13 protein-coding genes and 3 pseudogenes are annotated in these 16247 nt (G+C 56.3%); 14 read left to right on the top strand and 2 right to left on the bottom strand.

Annotated elements, in window-relative coordinates; genetic code table 11:
* The 13 genes and pseudogenes from AS136_RS14290 to AS136_RS14235 form a co-directional block, all read left to right on the top strand.
* A partial coding sequence (locus AS136_RS14290) for a formylglycine-generating enzyme family protein (RefSeq protein ID WP_228140422.1) occupies positions 1–873 on the top strand: 873 nt, incomplete at its 5' end.
* 133 nt (positions 874–1006) lie between these two features.
* Positions 1007–1235: pseudogene (locus AS136_RS14285) on the top strand (DUF6392 family protein).
* Between the two features lie 137 nt (positions 1236–1372).
* Positions 1373–1798 (top strand): annotated as a pseudogene (locus AS136_RS29225) (DUF6392 family protein).
* Between the two features lie 297 nt (positions 1799–2095).
* Complete coding sequence (locus AS136_RS14280) at positions 2096–2362, top strand: PAAR domain-containing protein (protein ID WP_063266808.1); 267 nt, start codon at positions 2096–2098, stop codon at positions 2360–2362.
* A gap of 3 nt (positions 2363–2365) precedes the next feature.
* A complete protein-coding gene (locus AS136_RS14275; RefSeq protein WP_063266807.1) occupies positions 2366–3523 on the top strand; it encodes a hypothetical protein in 1158 nt (385 codons plus the stop codon).
* Positions 3507–6917 (top strand): ImcF-related family protein, encoded by a 3411-nt coding sequence (locus tag AS136_RS14270; protein ID WP_063266806.1) that lies wholly within the window; start codon positions 3507–3509, stop codon positions 6915–6917. Before AS136_RS14275 ends, AS136_RS14270 begins: the two co-directional genes overlap by 17 nt.
* Before the next feature lie 134 nt (positions 6918–7051).
* Positions 7052–8815 (top strand): type VI secretion system baseplate subunit TssF, encoded by a 1764-nt coding sequence (gene tssF / locus AS136_RS14265; protein WP_022066211.1) that lies wholly within the window; start codon positions 7052–7054, stop codon positions 8813–8815.
* A 29-nt stretch (positions 8816–8844) separates the two neighbouring features.
* A complete protein-coding gene (tssG, locus tag AS136_RS14260; RefSeq protein WP_162499954.1) occupies positions 8845–9861 on the top strand; it encodes a type VI secretion system baseplate subunit TssG in 1017 nt (338 codons plus the stop codon).
* A complete protein-coding gene (tssJ, locus tag AS136_RS14255) occupies positions 9842–10378 on the top strand; it encodes a type VI secretion system lipoprotein TssJ (protein WP_016161331.1) in 537 nt (178 codons plus the stop codon). The genes tssG and tssJ overlap by 20 nt, the downstream gene beginning before the upstream one ends.
* A 2-nt stretch (positions 10379–10380) precedes the next feature.
* Positions 10381–10824: a type VI secretion system baseplate subunit TssE gene (gene tssE, locus AS136_RS14250; protein ID WP_004152261.1), complete on the top strand. Its 444-nt coding sequence runs from the start codon at positions 10381–10383 to the stop codon at positions 10822–10824.
* A gap of 19 nt (positions 10825–10843) precedes the next feature.
* Positions 10844–12246: pseudogene (locus AS136_RS14245) on the top strand (VasL domain-containing protein).
* 131 nt (positions 12247–12377) lie between these two features.
* Positions 12378–13292: a sugar ABC transporter substrate-binding protein gene (locus tag AS136_RS14240; RefSeq protein ID WP_002910453.1), complete on the top strand. Its 915-nt coding sequence runs from the start codon at positions 12378–12380 to the stop codon at positions 13290–13292.
* 83 nt (positions 13293–13375) lie between these two features.
* Positions 13376–13705 carry a DUF1869 domain-containing protein gene (locus AS136_RS14235; RefSeq protein ID WP_008804379.1) on the top strand — a complete coding sequence of 110 codons (330 nt, stop codon included), beginning with the start codon at positions 13376–13378 and terminating at the stop codon, positions 13703–13705.
* Positions 13706–13787: 82 nt separating this feature from the next.
* On the opposite strand, the gene ychF is transcribed toward AS136_RS14235, so the two are convergent.
* Both ychF and pth read right to left on the bottom strand, forming a co-directional pair.
* A complete protein-coding gene (gene ychF / locus AS136_RS14230) occupies positions 13788–14882 on the bottom strand; it encodes a redox-regulated ATPase YchF (protein ID WP_008804380.1) in 1095 nt (364 codons plus the stop codon).
* Between the two features lie 117 nt (positions 14883–14999).
* The gene (gene pth / locus AS136_RS14225; protein ID WP_004180389.1) at positions 15000–15584 is read right to left on the bottom strand and encodes an aminoacyl-tRNA hydrolase; all 585 of its coding nucleotides are present in this window, start codon (positions 15582–15584) and stop codon (positions 15000–15002) included.
* 272 nt (positions 15585–15856) lie between these two features.
* Between pth and ychH the strand changes: the two genes are divergently transcribed.
* Positions 15857–16132, top strand: a complete 276-nt coding sequence (gene ychH, locus AS136_RS14220; protein ID WP_002910437.1) for a stress-induced protein YchH — start codon at positions 15857–15859, stop codon at positions 16130–16132.
* Positions 16133–16247 lie beyond the last annotated feature (115 nt).

The raw sequence follows: 16247 nt of genomic DNA, 5'->3' as shown, positions 1-16247 counted from the left end.
GCTTCTGTTGCCGCCAGTTTACTGCTCGGGTGCGACCAGAAGAGTACTGGCAAGCGTGAAACCTTGTCTGAAGCGCTTGTTGCTAAGTCGCTTTCTAACATGGTTCCCGTTAAGGGCGGCGAGTTCTTAATGGGGGATTTTGGCCCATTAGTCGGTGAAAAACTGCCTTTCAGCATAAACCAGGATGATAAGGTATTACATAAGGTTGTATTAAGCGATTTTTCGATATCAAAATACAAAATCACCAATGATGATTATAATAAATATTTGCAGATAACAGGGGTAAAAAAAGCACCCATCCATATTTTTTTAAAAAATTATCCATCCTTGCAAAAAGGATATTATTCTGTTGGTGTTACCTGGCAACAGGCAAAAGACTATTGTCAGTGGTTAGGTAAGGAGTCTGGTAAAAAGATTGATTTACCAACAGAGGCGCAATGGGAATATGCAGCAAGATCCAGAGGTCAATATTTTCAGTTTCCAACAAATAATGGCGGCTATTTACCTGGAAAAAATGTTCCGGGTAAAGATGAATTAGATAAATATACAGATGGTTTTGGTTTCCCATTTTACCCAGTAGGCAAATATCCCCCAAACCCCCTGGGTCTGTATGATATGGGGCTCAGTGGCTCTGAATGGACTGATGACTGGTATGCAGCAGATTATTACTCTCATTCTCCGGTAAACGATCCTCAGGGGCCTGCGCAGGGTACTAAAAAAGTCCTGCGTGGATATATTGGCGGCGACAGACAGTACGCTTTAACCATGTTCAGGCAATCAAAATTGCCAGTTCCGAAGATCGATAAAGACGATGACTATGAAAAATATGGTGTTGGTCCGCAGTATGTATTTCGTTGTGTCGTTAATAAATAATGTGTGATGCTATATCTTATTTTAAAAAATCGGTGGCGTTCAACATATAAGGTTTTTTTCTAATGGATGGTAAAATCATGTACAGTAGTGAAATTATTTCATCGTCATCAACGATGATTGTCAACGGAAAAAAGTGGTGCTTATTAAAAATCTGAAAGAAGAAATGTTAAGGTTTGAAGATGAAGCCAAAACTGACTGGCTGTTTCCTAATCCTATGCCGTTTGGTCTGGAACGAGTTATGACTCAGCAGTGGGTGCGGGCTTATCTAGGATTTCCGTTGGTTTACGTTGAAGCAAAAATTGTTATGACTGCTTATAGGGGGGGGAAGAGATATATACCTTACCTATGCCTCATCAAAATAGTTCTGTCGGATTTACCTATAACAAGGATTTATTTTCAGAAACCGTGACTTTTTATCCACTGAAGCGAGCAAAGGAGATTCATATTGCGCTGGAGAAAAAGCGACTTGGTGGCAAATGAATATTGATATCGAACACTTGTGAAGCAATTAGGTAAACCTTATCAGGATATTTATGAACAAGGTTTACTTCCCTACAAAACAAAACTAACGATTACTGTCAGTGATGATATTTCCAGGCTGGATATGAGGCGGTAAGGAATATTTTTATCTTTTATCAATAACCAGAAAAAATCTTGAGGAAGTGACTTTGCGGTTAGAAGATGAAAAAAAACGGCTTGGTTATTTCCTAATCCGCTGCCATTTAGTCTTGAATCAGTAATGACGCAGCGATGGATGCGCGAACGCTTCGGATTTCCCATAGGTTATGGCGAACGCAAAACGATAGAGAGCTATAGTCGTCGTATTAGCGAGGTATACCCACTGTTGCCACCTAATCAGAAAATGTCTGTTTTATTTTCTTATAATTCTGATTATTTTGTTGTTAGTGTATTTTTTATTGTATAGAGCATGCAATAGAAATTAAGGCGGATCTCGCGAGTATAAGGTCGTCTGGCAATTGGCGTTCGAAGTGAAAAGTTATTAATGTAGGGGATATCACCTGGGGGAAGAAGTATATATTAAGTAAAGAGAGGCGTGCAGATATTCCAGATATTATTTTATGTTTATTATTCTTTCTTTGATAGGAGTAGCCGGTTTTTGTCTGTTATTAAATGTTATTGCCTCACTCTTTAGGTTGAAATAGATGCGATTGAGTATTCTAATTAATAACTACTGTATCGCTGATATATAAAAGGAAATTCAATGTCCAAAGGTTTTGTATTACTCGGCGATAAAACTACGCACGGCGGTGCTGTTATTTCCGCATCCTCCACCATGATTGTAAATGGAAAGCCTGTAGCGCTGGTGGGGGATAAAGTCAGCTGCCCGATTCCGGGACATGGCACTAATGCCATTATTGAGGGAGCGCCGGAATGGTCTTCCGATGGTAAAGCCATCGTGATCGATGGCTGCAAATGTCAGTGCGGTTGCCAGGTGATTTCCGGCGCGCCGGAATGCGCTATAGGATAAAAAATGGGCTGGGTACGAACAAAAGCATTGACCATGGAGCAGCCATCGGCTCCTTCACTGACCCGATGGCTGTTTGCCGGTGTACTGATGGCGATTATCGGTATCCTGCTCTTTATCCTCCATGCTTCCGGCACCGTAAAAATTCTCTCAGTGATAAATATCTGGTGGGTATCCCTGATGCCTGCAGGATGCTGGTTGCTGATTTTTTGCCTGCGTTGCTACCTGTGGGACAGGGATCTGAAAGCGCATCAGTTCTTGCTGAAAGAGGCGGAATACGGACAGCAGAGGTGGGAAGACTGGGCCGGGCGCTGGCTGGCCGTTCTGGGCAGTGCAGTGCTGTTGCCGGATCATATTTCTGCGGCGCATTGGGGGAGTGAGCGGCCTCAGCAATACGGACTTACCCGCAGGATTAATTACCTTCCGGCAGAAGAGCCGGTGCAGTTGAGTGCGATGCATGCGCTGCTGACCAGTATAGAAGAGCGCGTGCAGTGCCTGCCGGAAGAGCTACCGCTGTATGTCACCCTGATCACGGATAATCCCTCGCCTGAGCTGACCAGCAGTTTCAGTAATCTCTGGAAAGAACACATTCCTGGCCGCGCCGTGCCTGATGCTATTACCGTTACCGGCTCATTCTCACTGTCGGAAGTGGAGGAGCGCCTGAAGCAGCCTGTACTGACGGTCAATTTACTCCTGGTCATCCAGCTCAACGGTGGTACAGCATACTCCGACGGGCTGGCCGTGCTGCTGCTGACCAGCGATGATGTGGCGCAAAAATACCATCTGCCGCACTCATCACGGCTGTTACGTCCGATGCCCTTAGATATGACGAACTTTGAAGACGATATCACCCTGTTTCTGGAAACCCAGACTGTCGCCTGCCAGACGCCCTCCGTTATCGGGGACGCAAAAAAATGGACGGAAAGAAGCGCCGCGCTTATCACGCAGGGCGGCAAAATGCATACCCCATGGAAAGCTGAAGATATCGCGCTGCTGGAAAAATGGTGCGGTATTCCGGGACCCGCAGCGCCCTGGCTCCTGACCGCGCTGGCAGCCGATCTGGTCAGCCTCCGTAAACAGCCCCTGCTGGCGTTATTTTCCAGCGAACAGGAACATTTTATCAGTACCATCACCCCAGGGAGTGAAGATGAATATACCGGGTAATGGCCTGGGCCGGTTTGGCCTGGCCGGGCTTACGTTGGCCGGGATGGCTGCAATATGGTGGGGGATCACCCGCTATGGCGGCATGCTGAATATCAATACGCGGGGCGAGCAGGTACTGGCGTTTGTCCTGGTCTGTCTGGCGTTGGTATTTGTTTTTTACCTTCCTGCAATGTCCCGCCGTGTGAAGGAGAGTTTATATCGCCGGCAGTCGCAGCAGGCCAACGTCTTACCCGGCGAAGAAGGGCGCGTGGCGCTGACACCTCCCCATCATATTACGGTGGGGGAAATTCGCCAGACTCTACGCTATCAGTATGGACGCGCCTGGTCCCGCAAAGTCCGTATTCTGCTGATAATTGGCTCAGTCAGAGACGTAGAACAACTGACCCCAAAGCTCACGCAGGAACTCTGGCAGGAAGATCAGGGTACATTATTGCTGTGGGGTGGAGACCCTGGGGCAGCGGTAGATAACGCCTGGTTCACAGCGCTGCGTAAACTGCGTTATCGCCCGGCTGATGGTATGGTGTGGGTAACATCGGGCTTTGACGGCGTTTTGACAACGATGAACAGAACGAAGCCCAGGCTCACGCCAGATGAAATGGACAGTGTGTCTCACTCTCTAAAGCTACGCTACGAAGCTCTTGGATGGAAACTTCCCCTATACGTCTGGTCGCTGTATGAGGGGGGCAACGAAAAAAATGGACGTATCACTCAGCCTGTAGGCTGCCTGTTACCCGCAGGTTGTACGCCGCAAATAGTTGCCGAACAGTTCACTGCCCTGGCGCCGTTACTGATAGAGCAGGGCATCCAGCAGATATGCGGGCAACCACAGCACAATTTTTTACTCGCGCTGGCCGACCAGTTGACTCGGGAAGCGGAAGCGGTGGTGGAATCGTTATCGATACTGCTTAATCCATACCGACCATTGCCGCTGGCCGGGGTGGTATTTAGTGAGGCGTCAGTAGAGGCTGGTCGCAGTGTCAGTCATCACTGGGGACGGGATAACCGCTGGGAAACGATACCAGACTCTGTGCTGTGGCTGCCAGCCGGTCTACGTCCGCGCAAACAGGGCGTCAACTGGATGTGTGGGATGAGCGTGGCCGCTGCTGCCCTGATGTTACTCTGGGCCGCCTCAATGACAGTCTCTTTTATCGCCAACCGCCACCTGGTGGCGACCGCACAGCAGCAGGTGCAGCAGGCCTCGGCGGGAAAACAGCCGCTGGCCGTACGCCTGCATGCGCTCTCCGCGTTACAGAAAACGTTTTCTAAACTGGAATACCGCTCGCAGCACGGCGCGCCGTGGTATGCCCGCGCTGGCCTCAGTCAGAACGATGACCTGCTGGCGGCGCTGTTTCCGCGCTACGGGGAGAGGGCGCAGCCGCTGCTGCGCGATGCGGCAGCGGAGCATCTTCAGCGGCAACTGAACGCCTTCGTGCAGCTGCCGCCGGACAGCCCGCTGCGAGAGAAGATGACGAAGTCCGCTTACGGACAACTGAAACAATATCTGATGTTGACCCGCCCGGAAAAAATGGACGCCGCGTGGTTCGCTACCACGCTAATGCAGGACTGGCCGCAGCGCTCAGGCATCGCCGACGCCGTCTGGCAGGGCAGCGGCCCTTCGTTACTGGCATTTTATGCCGCCAGTCTGGCGTCGTATCCGCAGTGGCGTCTGCCTGTCGATGACGGGCTGGTAAGCCAGGCGCGCATACGGTTAATTCGCCAGCTGGGCCAGCGCAACAGTGAGTCCACGCTTTATCAGAAGATGCTCGCGCAGGTGGCGAATCAGTATGCCGATATGCGCCTGGCGGATATGACTGCGGACACCGATGCTTCGCGTCTGTTCAGCACTGATGAGGTGGTGCCGGGAATGTTTACCCGTCAGGCCTGGGAGCAGGCCGTGCAGCCGGCCATTGAGCAAGTGGTCGCGGAGCGCCGCGATGAAATGGACTGGGTGCTGAGCGACACGAAGCAACCTGCCGCACAGTCGACGTCGCCGGAAGCCTTGCGAGCCCGGCTGGCGGAGCGTTATTTCGCTGATTTCAGCGGCGCCTGGCTGGATTTTCTCAACAGCTTACGCTGGCAGCGCGCGGCGACCCTCTCCGATGCCATCGACCAGCTGACCCTGATGGCCGATGTGCGCCAGTCGCCGCTGGTGGCGCTGATGAACACCCTGAGCGTGCAGGGGCGAACCGGCCAGACCGGGGAAGCCATCGCCGATTCGCTGGTCAAATCGGCCAGGCAGCTGTTCAACCGTGACAACCCGCCCGCCATCGATCAACGGTCCGGCGCGCGCGGTCCTCTGGATGCTACCTTCGGGCCCGTACTGGCGCTGCTGGACAATCGCGACGGCGGGACGCCCACCAGCCGTCTTAGCCTGCAGACCTTCCTGACCCGCGTCACCCAGGTGCGTCTGCGCCTGCAGCAGGTCACCAACGCCACCGACCCGCAGGCGATGACCCGGTTACTTGCGCAGACGGTGTTCCAGGGCAAGGCCGTGGATTTAACCGAAACGCGCGACTACGGCAGCCTGGTGGCGGCGGGACTGGGCCAGCAGTGGAGTGGTTTTGGGCAGACGCTGTTTGTTCGCCCGATGGAGCAGGCCTGGCAGCAGGTGCTGACCCCGGCGGCGGAAAGTCTCAACGCCCAGTGGCGCAGCGCGGTGGTGGAGGACTGGAATAGCGCTTTTGGCGGTCGCTACCCCTTTAAAAATACCAGCAGTGAAGTCTCTCTGCCGCTGCTGGCAAAATATCTCAATAGCGAGACCGGGCGCATCGCCCGCTTTCTGCAGACCCGGCTGAACGGTGTGCTGCATAAAGAGGGGAGCCGCTGGATGGCGGACAGTATCAATGCTCAGGGACTGACATTTAACCCGGCCTTTCTGCAGGCGATGAATACCCTGAGCCATCTCTCCGACGTCGCGTTCGCCAACGGCGAAGCGGGATTGCATTTTGCGCTTCGCCCCGGCACCGCGGACGGCGTGATGCAGACGGAGCTGGTCATCGACAGTCAGAAACTTGTCTATATGAACCAGATGCCGATCTGGCGGCGGTTCAGCTGGCCCGCCGACACCGAAGCGCCGGGCGCCAGTCTGAGCTGGATCAGTACCCGGGCGGGCACCCGCCAGTATGGCGATTTCCCGGGCGCCTGGGGCTGGATCCGCCTGCTGGATAAGGCGGTGGTCAGCGCTTATCCCGGAACGAGCAGCAGTTGGAGCCTGAGCTGGAAAGCGCCGGATGGTCTGTTGCTGAACTACACGCTGCGTACCGAGGCGGGGGAAGGACCGCTGGCGCTGTTGGCCCTGCGAAACTTTACGCTACCGGAGACGATATTCAGCGTGCGCGCGCCTGCTGAGCGTGTTCCGCTGACCGACGATATACCCGGCGAAGAGGGATACTGAAACCGCCTCCCTCACTGATTGGCGTTGACCTGCGACGCCGGGCCTCCTCTGCTCATGGCCGCCCGGCGGCCAACTAATCTGACCGCGCAGCCATGCTGCGTGTCTCCCTGTAGACGAATAATGGAATATTCATAATGGACGATTTAACCCTGCGATATTTTGACGCTGAAATGCGCTACCTGCGCGAGGCGGCAAAAGCGTTCGCGCAGGCTCACCCCGATCGGGCGGCGATGCTGGATCTCGATAAAGCCGGTACGCCGGACCCTTACGTTGAGCGCCTGTTTGAAGGCTTTGCCTTTTCCGTAGGTCGCTTGCGCGAAAAAATTGATGATGATCTGCCGGAGCTGACCGAGGGGCTGGTCAGCATGCTGTGGCCGCACTATTTGCGCACCATTCCGTCGTTATCGATCGTGGCGCTGACCCCAACGCTGCCGGCGATGAAGATGGCGGAAACGGTGCCCGCCGGGTTTGAGATTAGCTCCCGCCCACTGGGGCCGAAAAATACCGTGTGCCGGTACCGAACCACCCGCGATCTGACGCTTAACCCGCTGGCGATAGAGGAGGCGGTGATGACGGCGGAGCCGGACGGGCGTTCGGCCCTGCGACTACGATTCGCCTGTAGCGAGCTGGCTGACTGGTCGCAGACCGATCTCCGCCGCCTGGCGCTGTACCTGGGGGAAGACGCCGTTACCGGCAGCGCCCTCCATCTGTGGCTGACCCGACGCCAGGTCGCGCTGTACCTGCGCCTGCCGGGTCAGACAGAGCGGGTAAGCCTCGACGGCTATTTTTCCCCGGGGGGATTCAGCGAGGAGGATCGTTTATGGCCGAAGGGGGAGAGCGCTTTCAGCGGCTATCAGTTGCTGCTCGAGTATTTCACCTTTCGCGAAAAATTTATGTTCGTGCAGCTAAATGGCCTGGAAAACATCACCCTGCCGGCGGGGATATCGCATTTCACGCTTGAGGTGGTGTTCAGCGAGGTCTGGCAAAGCGATTTACCCGTCAGCGCAAGCAGCCTTCGCCTGCACTGTGTGCCGGTGATTAACCTGTTTACCCTCGAGGCCGATCCGTTGACCATCAGCGGGCTGGAGAGCGAATACCTCCTGCGTCCGAAGCGCCTGCAGGACGGGCATACCGAAATCTATTCTGTCGACAGCGTGACCGGCTCCGGGCGCACCGGGGAGGCGCGCTATGTGCCTTTCACCCGCTTTCGTCACCAGGGGGGAATGATGCGTCGCCATGCGCCGGAGCGCTACTACCACACCCGCGTCAAACGGGGCGTCACCGGCATGCACGATACCTGGCTTATCCTCGGCGGACAGCAATGGGAGGCTGACCGGGCGCTGGCACGGGAAACGGTCTCCTTGCGCATCACCGGCACTAACGGCCAGCTGCCGCGCCGGGCGCTACAGAGCACGCTGCTGGATCGCTGTGAGTCGATATCAGCCACGCCGCTTACCGTCCGCAATCTCTGTAAGCCCACATTGCCGGTATATCCCCCGGCGGAAGACCGCTACCACTGGCGGGTCATGAGCCATCTGGGCACCCGTTTTCTCAATATGATGAGCAGCGCCGAGGTACTGCGCGGTACGCTGTCGCTCTACAATTGGCGGGAGGATGAGCTCAATAACCGTCGTCTGGACGCTATTCTGGCGGTCAGCCATCACCGAATTCAGCGTTTCGAACAGGGATTCCTGCTGCGCGGGCTGGATATCGAAGTGACGCTCGACGGTAGCGGATTTACCGGCGCGGGCGATGTCCACCTGTTTGGCGACATGCTCAACCGCTTTTTCGCGCTGTATGCCGATATGAATCAGTTCAACCAGCTAACGCTCATTGTTCAACCTGAAGGAAAATGTATCCGGTGGAAAGAGAATCACAGTCTGCGGCTGCCCGGCTGATGGATCAGCTCCGGCCTCAGTTGCCATACATGAATTTTTACCGCTTCTGCCAGTTGCTGGAGAAGATCCAGCCGAAGGCGCCGGTCATCGGCAGCGACTGGCAGTTGGGTGATGAGCCCATACGCTTTCGCCCGCATCCGGGGATGGGTTTCCCGGCCGGCGAAATCCGTGGAATGGACGATCCTGAACCGCCCCGACCGCCGGCGGTGCGCGTTGCTTTTATGGGGCTCTACGGCGTGGAATCCCCGCTGCCGACCCACTATAGCGATGACATTGCGCAACGGCGGGAAGGCGTCGAGGCGACCGAGGATTTTCTCGATATCTTTAACCATCGGCTGATCGCCCAGTATTACCGTATCTGGCGCAAATATTCCTACCCGGCAACCTTTCGGGCGGGTGGCACAGACAACACCTCGCAGTATCTGCTGGGCCTGGCGGGGCTGGGCATACCGGGATGTGCCGCCGTTGCCGCAGCGCCGCTGTCGCGATTTCTGGCGCTGCTGCCGGTGATGATGCTGCCGGGGAGATCCGGGGAAGGCATGGAGGCGCTGGTGGCGCTCCTGGCCCCGGGGACCCGGGCGACGGTGTACCACCACGATCCCTGCCGGATCCCCTTGTCGCAGCCGTTAACGATGAGCGTCCGCCAGCCGGTTAGCCTGCAACATAGGCCAGTGATGGGAACCCACGCCACGGATGTGAACGGTCAGGTGTTGCTGCAGCTGGCGACGGAAAAGCCTGATGAGGTCCGCGGCTGGCTGCCCGGCGGCGAACTGTTCAGCGACCTGATGGCGCTCCTGCACGTCTGGCTCGGATCTCATCTCGACGTGCGGCTGCAGCTTTGCGTCGCCCGCCATTTACTGCCGGATGCGCAACTTTGCTGCCAGCAGGCGCATGCCGTCCAGCTTGGCCGTACCGCTGTGCTGCGTCCGCTGGATGCGCAAAAACAGGCTGACGACAGGATCACGATTTATCTGGGGCGCTATCAGCGCGTCCGGGAAAATATCCACCGCAGGGAGAGCGATGAAGATGGCGATTACCGCAGTTAAACCCTCCGCCAGGTTGCTGGCATTCCTTATGGTTACCGTCTTAACCGGCTGCGGCCTGACGCAGACCGTGAAAGACGGCGCCGTTTCCGTGACCCAGTCCATTTTTTACCCCCAGGTGAAAACGCTTCATCTGGATCTTCGCGCCCGGGAAGGGGTGAATAACAACGCCAAAGGCGCCTCCCTGGCGACGGTAGTGCGTATTTACCAGCTTAAGGACCGGCAGGCGTTCGACAATACTGACTACCCGTCGCTGTTTGCTGGCGATGGCCAGGCGCTGCAGGCGGACCGGGTGGCGGAAAAAGATGTTCGCCTGCGTCCGGGCGAATCGGTGACCGTCGATATGCCTATGGAAACCAGCGCGCAGTTTGTGGCGGTGGCGGCCATGTTTATCGATCCAGACCTGACGCAAAACAGCTGGCGGCTGGTACTCACCCGGGACGATCTTGACCCGGCGAGGCCGCGCATTATCGAAGCCAGCCAAAATCAACTGACGCTGCACCCGCTTAAGGAGAAGTGAAAATGCCTCGTCCCTCCCTGTATGACATCCTGTACGGCAACTTCGCCGGCGGGCTTGACCTGAATACTGTCAGCGAAACGGATCAGGTCATCCTGTCGGTGCTCGATAACATGCAGCGCATCCTCAACTGTCGGGCTGGAACGCTGGCGCATCTGCCGGACTACGGCCTGCCGGATATGACCGCTATCCTCCAGGGCATGCCGGCGTCGGCGCATCAACTGATGAGCACGTTGTCGGCGGTATTATTGAAGTACGAACCGCGCCTGCAGCGGATCGCGGTGGTGATGCTCGATCAGCATGCGCCCGGCGAACTGCGCTATGCCATTGATGCGGAGCTGAAGGATATTGGCCTGGTGCGTTACGGCACAGAGTTTATGCCCGAGGGCAGGGTGTTGATCCGCCACCTCAAACGCCAGCAGTACCTTGACGCCCGCTCCGCCCTCTAATCTCTCGCAGAAAGACATCATGATGACAACACACGACGAACGCCACTATAAAACCGGTGGCGACCCGCGCACGCTGGCTGATTTTATTGCCCTGCGTGCGGAAATGAACAAGCTCAGCCACCCGGCGCGGCCGGATATTAACTGGCCGTATGCCGAGCAGCTTGCCCGCTCGCTGCTGGAGCATCACGGCGCGGATCTGCAGACTGTCGCCTGGTATACGCTGGCCCGCGCCAGGCTGGGCGGGCTGGCAGGGATCCACGAGGGGCTGTCGCTAATGGAGTCGCTGCTGGCCCACCAGGGTAAAAACCTGTGGCCGCAGGCGCTCCCGGCCCGGACAGAGATCTTCCGCACCCTGAGCAAGCGGCTGCGGCAGGTGATCCGCACTCTGAGTCTCGCCCCGGCGGATCTCGAATCGCTTGGTCAGGCTGAACGTTCGCTGCAAAGCTTCGACGCAGTGCTCCAGCGCCTTGAGATCGCGCCTGAAGACTCGCTGAGCGACCTGCGGGCGCTGTTGCACAGCACGGTAAGCCGCTTCGAGAATCTCGACCCTGCGCCAGCGCTCCCCACCGCGCCGCCGGTGGCGGTGTCTGACGCGGAACTTCCCGGCGCTCTGGTCAGCGAAGAGGATGCGGCGAAGGTTGAACCAGTGCCAGAACTAAAACGTAGACCAAAGGCTGAGCCGCTGGCGCCGCCTTTACCTGCAAAGCGGCCCGCGCCAGTGGTGGCGTCTTCTCCGGCAACCGCGCCGCGCTGGAAGCCGTTTGTCGCCGGGATGGTCACCATGCTGGCGGTGACGGGCATCGCCGTCGGTGGATGGCTGGCGTTGCGTCAGTCCGATTTACCGCCCATTTCGGTGACCCAAAATGTGATACCGGGCCTGCCGGGGGCATCTCCCCTGATGCCGGTGGATCTGCCTCAGACGCAGCGCCAGCTTGGCGAGCTCGCCCGCCTGGCGCCGGACTGGGCGGTAAGCTACGGCGACCAGCTGGTCCGGCAGGCCCTGAGTCGCTGGCCGGATCAAGCACAACCGCTGGCGCAGCAGTGGCGGCAGCAGTTGAGCGCTGCCGCACTGCCCGCGGAAAACCTCACCGGCTGGTCCGAGGGAATGCAGCAGCTGCAGCGGCTCGCCGGCCAGCTCAATGCCCTCGACGAGCAGAAGGGGAGATACCTCACGGTGAGCGAACTGAAAACCGCAGTGTTTGCCATCATGCAGTCGTTTAACCGCGCCGTTCCGCTGGAGGAGGAGCTACGCCAGCTGGCCGTGCCTCCCGTTGAGCAACCCTGGCCCGCCGCCCGGGGAAGCCTCGCGGAGCTGCATCTGCAACAGCTGATCGTGGAGTATGCCCTGCTGAAGCGAAAGCAGTCGCCGCCCGCTGAGATCCCCCTACCGGTAAGCCCTCGGTGAGTGAGGCGGTGAAATAAAGTGTGCGCATGGCAACATTTTCTTTACATCCTTATTGCAAGAACCGAACGCCCTTCGTAGTCTGAAAATGATTTAAATATACCATTTGTGTTTATATTGAAAATTTCATTTCGACCTCTGAGGGCATGCTATGAAGCACTGTAAAATCATCCTGTTAGTGGGGTTACTGGCCAGTTCCGCCTCGGCTTTGGCGGAGAAGATCGGCGTCTCAATGGCCTACTTCGATCAAAACTTTCTCACCATTATCCGCCAGTCCATTGAGAAAGAAGCTCAAGCCCGCCACGTCGACGTGCAGTTTGAAGACGCCCGCGGCGACACCGGACGTCAGGCCGATCAGGTGCAGAGCTTTATCGCCTCCGGCGTGGACGCGATCATCGTCGACCCGGTGGACTCCGCCAGCACCCCGCAGCTGACGAAGATGGCGCAGCAGGCCAAAATGCCGCTGGTGTATGTGAACCGGACGCCGGGGGATAAAACGTTACCGCCTGGCGTGGTGTTTGTCGGTTCGGACGAGCGGGAGTCCGGCACATTGCAGATGGAGGCGCTGGCGAAGCTGGCGAACTACAAAGGCAATGTCGCCATCATGATCGGCAATCTCACTGACGCCGGCGCGCTGCAGCGCACCAAAGACGTCGAGCAGGTGGTGGCCAAATATCCGGCAATGAAAGTGGTGCAGAAACAGCCGGCCAACTATTCCCGCAGCGAGGGAATGGATCTGATGCAGAACTGGACAGGCAACGGGGAAGCGATTGATATTGTGGCGGCGAACAACGACGAGATGGCGATTGGCGCGGCGATGGCGCTGGAGAAGAGCCAGAAGAAGCTGTTGATCGGTGGGATCGACGCCACGCCGGACGGGCTGAAAGCCCTGGCCAGCGATAAGATCCAGGTGACGGTCTTCCAGGACGCCGTCGGTCAGGGCAAAACGGCCTTAGCGGTAGCGCTGAAGCTGATTAAAGGAGAAAAGGTCGAGTCTCATGTCTGGATCCCGTTTGAGTTAGTGACCAAAGAAAACATGCAGACCTATGTGGAAAAGAGTCATTAACGGCAAGGCGCACGTGAACGAACTTTGCTGATAAAACCGGGCTGATAATGTGACGCCCGGGCAACGAAACCGGAGGAAAAGACATGGCAACGGCAAGAAGCGGCTATACGCTGCAGGTGATAAAGGCAGGGCAGCAGGGACATGTTGAAATGAGGTGGGGGCATCTCGCAGACGTTGATACGCGCGCGGCGGCGGCGGCCATCGTGCAGCAAATCGGGCGACCATCGTCCGCAGCGAGCCAGCAGGAGATCAGCCTGTCACTGACCAATGCCGCCAGCGGCATCTCGGTGGAGCTTCATCACCCGGCCTCAGGGGAAAGCGCCACCCCGGCTTTCATCGAGGGCGAATTAAAGAAAATTGTGCAGATCGTTGATGGCTATGAGGCGGCTGAAGAGACCCATATTGTGGAGTAGCGTGTCGTCCGGGTAAAAAAAATCCACGCCGGAGCGTGGATTTTTTATGGCGTGGTGGTGGCGAAAACGCCAGCCAGCGGGATCAGACGTTGAACAGGAAGTTCATCACATCGCCATCTTTCACGATGTAGTCTTTGCCTTCTGCACGCATTTTACCGGCTTCTTTTGCACCCTGTTCGCCTTTGTAGGTAATAAAGTCTTCATAGGCGATGGTCTGCGCGCGGATAAAACCTTTTTCGAAGTCGGTGTGGATCTTACCGGCTGCCTGCGGCGCGGTTGCCCCGACCGGGATGGTCCATGCGCGAACTTCCTTCACACCTGCGGTGAAGTAGGTCTGCAGATTCAGCAGCTCGTAACCGGCGCGGATCACGCGGTTGAGGCCTGGCTCTTCGAGACCCAGCTCGGCCATAAACTCGTCGCGGTCAGCGTCGTCCAGCTCGGCAATATCGGACTCAACGGCGGCGCAAACGGCGACGACTACAGAACCTTCGGCGGCGGCAATTTCACGGACTTTATCGAGGTAAGGGTTATTCTCAAAGCCGTCTTCATTGACGTTGGCGATATACATGGTCGGCTTCAGCGTCAGGAAGCTGAGGTATTTAATCGCTGCTTTGTCTTCGTCGGTCAGGTTTTTCAGTGAACGCAGCATGCCGGCATTTTCCAGCTGCGGCAGGCATTTTTCCAGCGCCGCCAGCTCAGCTTTAGCGTCTTTATCGCCGCCTTTAGCTTTCTTCTGCACACGGTGGATAGCGCGCTCGCAGGTGTCCAGATCGGAAAGTGCCAGCTCGGTGTTGATAACGTCGATGTCGTCAGCCGGATCCACTTTGTTGTTAACGTGGATAATGTTGTCATTTTCAAAGCAGCGAACCACGTGGCCGATAGCTTCGGTTTCACGAATGTTGGTCAGAAACTGGTTGCCGAGACCTTCACCTTTGGACGCGCCTTTCACCAGGCCCGCGATATCAACGAATTCCATCGTCGTCGGCAGGATGCGCTGCGGTTTGACGATTTCAGCCAGCTTGTCCAGACGCGGATCGGGCATCGGTACGACACCGGTGTTCGGCTCAATGGTACAGAAGGGGAAGTTGGCCGCTTCAATACCCGCTTTGGTGAGCGCATTGAACAGGGTGGATTTGCCGACGTTGGGCAAACCGACGATACCGCATTTGAATCCCATGATTTAAATCACCTTAATCTTTGGATAATCAATCTGTTATAAGCAACAGATTGCAGAAAATTGAATAGCTTTGCCTATTATACACGGTGCGCGGCAAAAATGCCGCACGACAACGGCTTATTGCGCCTTAAAGGCATGTAAGCGGTTGGTGGCTTTGGTCAGCCCGTCCTTTAACCAGATTTCGGTGCAGCGCGCCGCTTCGTCGACAGCATCATCAATCAGTTTCTGCTCGCTGGCCGGCGGTTTGCCGAGTACAAAGCCGACAACCTTGTTTTTGTCACCCGGATGGCCGATCCCGACGCGTAAGCGGTGAAAGTTCGGGTTATTGCCGAGCTTACTGATGATGTCCTTTAGGCCGTTGTGGCCGCCATGGCCACCGCCAAGCTTGAATTTCGCCACCCCGGGCGGCAAATCCAGCTCATCATGGGCGACCAGAATTTCATCCGGGTTAATGCGATAAAAGGTCGCCATTGCAGCCACTGCTTTACCGCTGAGGTTCATAAACGTCGTAGGAACCAGCAGGCGAACGTCTTCGCCCGCCAGATTGATGCGCGAGGTGTAGCCGAAGAACTTGCTCTCTTCGCGCAGCGGCGCACGATGGCGATCCGCCAGTAAATCTACATACCAGGCGCCAGCGTTGTGCCGGGTGGCGGCATATTCCGCACCGGGGTTGGCCAGGCCGACAATCAGTTTAATGGTCACGTTTTCTTTCCTGCATGGGGCATTCTCTGCCGCGTAGTGTACTGTCTGCGGGCGCGCTTGACAAAGTTCTGCCCACGAGACAATACCAGCATTGATGATTACCCACCTGAATCATTAGAATTTGATATTGTTCAGAGGCTTATTTGTAAATATTTGTCTAATCGGTGTTCACTAATGTGATCGTGGGCGCACTCCAGGGCAGGGACCCTGTCTATACTACACCTATAAGATTTGGGGATATTCCCTGGCAACCCAAAGTCCGGAGGTGACACATGAAACGCAAAAACGCTTCGTTACTCGGTAACGTACTCATGGGGTTAGGGTTGGTGGTGATGGTTGTGGGGGTAGGTTACTCCATTCTGAACCAGCTTCCGCAGCTTAACCTGCCGCAATTCTTTGCACATGGCGCAATCTTAAGCATCTTCGTTGGCGCCGTGCTCTGGCTGGCCGGTGCCCGTATTGGCGGCCACGAGCAGGTCAGCGACCGCTACTGGTGGGTGCGCCACTATGATAAACGCTGCCGTCGTAATCAGCATCGCCACAGCTAACCGTAGCATGATTTCCCGCATCGGCCCCTGAAGGCCGATGCGTTTTCCTGTGACCCTCGTTATTTCCTCCTCTTTTCCCCATCACCATACGACCCCATTCCGTCCTGACCTCCGT

The organism is Klebsiella sp. D5A, assembly GCF_001620885.1.
Classification (GTDB): Bacteria; Pseudomonadota; Gammaproteobacteria; order Enterobacterales; family Enterobacteriaceae; genus Klebsiella; species Klebsiella variicola.
Note: the sequence above shows the minus strand (reverse complement) of the source record. Positions and strands in the feature narration are given on the sequence as shown.

Excerpts from the sequence above, each read along its gene's own strand:
- ychH (WP_002910437.1), top strand. The coding sequence starts at position 15,857 with ATGAAACGCAAAAACGCTTCGTTACTCGGTAACGTACTCATGGGGTTA.
- tssJ (WP_016161331.1), top strand. The coding sequence starts at position 9,842 with ATGGCGATTACCGCAGTTAAACCCTCCGCCAGGTTGCTGGCATTCCTT.
- ychF (WP_008804380.1), bottom strand. The coding sequence starts at position 14,882 with ATGGGATTCAAATGCGGTATCGTCGGTTTGCCCAACGTCGGCAAATCC.
- AS136_RS14275 (WP_063266807.1), top strand. The coding sequence starts at position 2,366 with ATGGGCTGGGTACGAACAAAAGCATTGACCATGGAGCAGCCATCGGCT.
- AS136_RS14235 (WP_008804379.1), top strand. The coding sequence starts at position 13,376 with ATGGCAACGGCAAGAAGCGGCTATACGCTGCAGGTGATAAAGGCAGGG.
- AS136_RS14270 (WP_063266806.1), top strand. The coding sequence starts at position 3,507 with ATGAATATACCGGGTAATGGCCTGGGCCGGTTTGGCCTGGCCGGGCTT.
- tssG (WP_162499954.1), top strand. The coding sequence starts at position 8,845 with ATGAATTTTTACCGCTTCTGCCAGTTGCTGGAGAAGATCCAGCCGAAG.
- tssE (WP_004152261.1), top strand. The coding sequence starts at position 10,381 with ATGCCTCGTCCCTCCCTGTATGACATCCTGTACGGCAACTTCGCCGGC.
- tssF (WP_022066211.1), top strand. The coding sequence starts at position 7,052 with ATGGACGATTTAACCCTGCGATATTTTGACGCTGAAATGCGCTACCTG.
- AS136_RS14240 (WP_002910453.1), top strand. The coding sequence starts at position 12,378 with ATGAAGCACTGTAAAATCATCCTGTTAGTGGGGTTACTGGCCAGTTCC.
- AS136_RS14280 (WP_063266808.1), top strand. The coding sequence starts at position 2,096 with ATGTCCAAAGGTTTTGTATTACTCGGCGATAAAACTACGCACGGCGGT.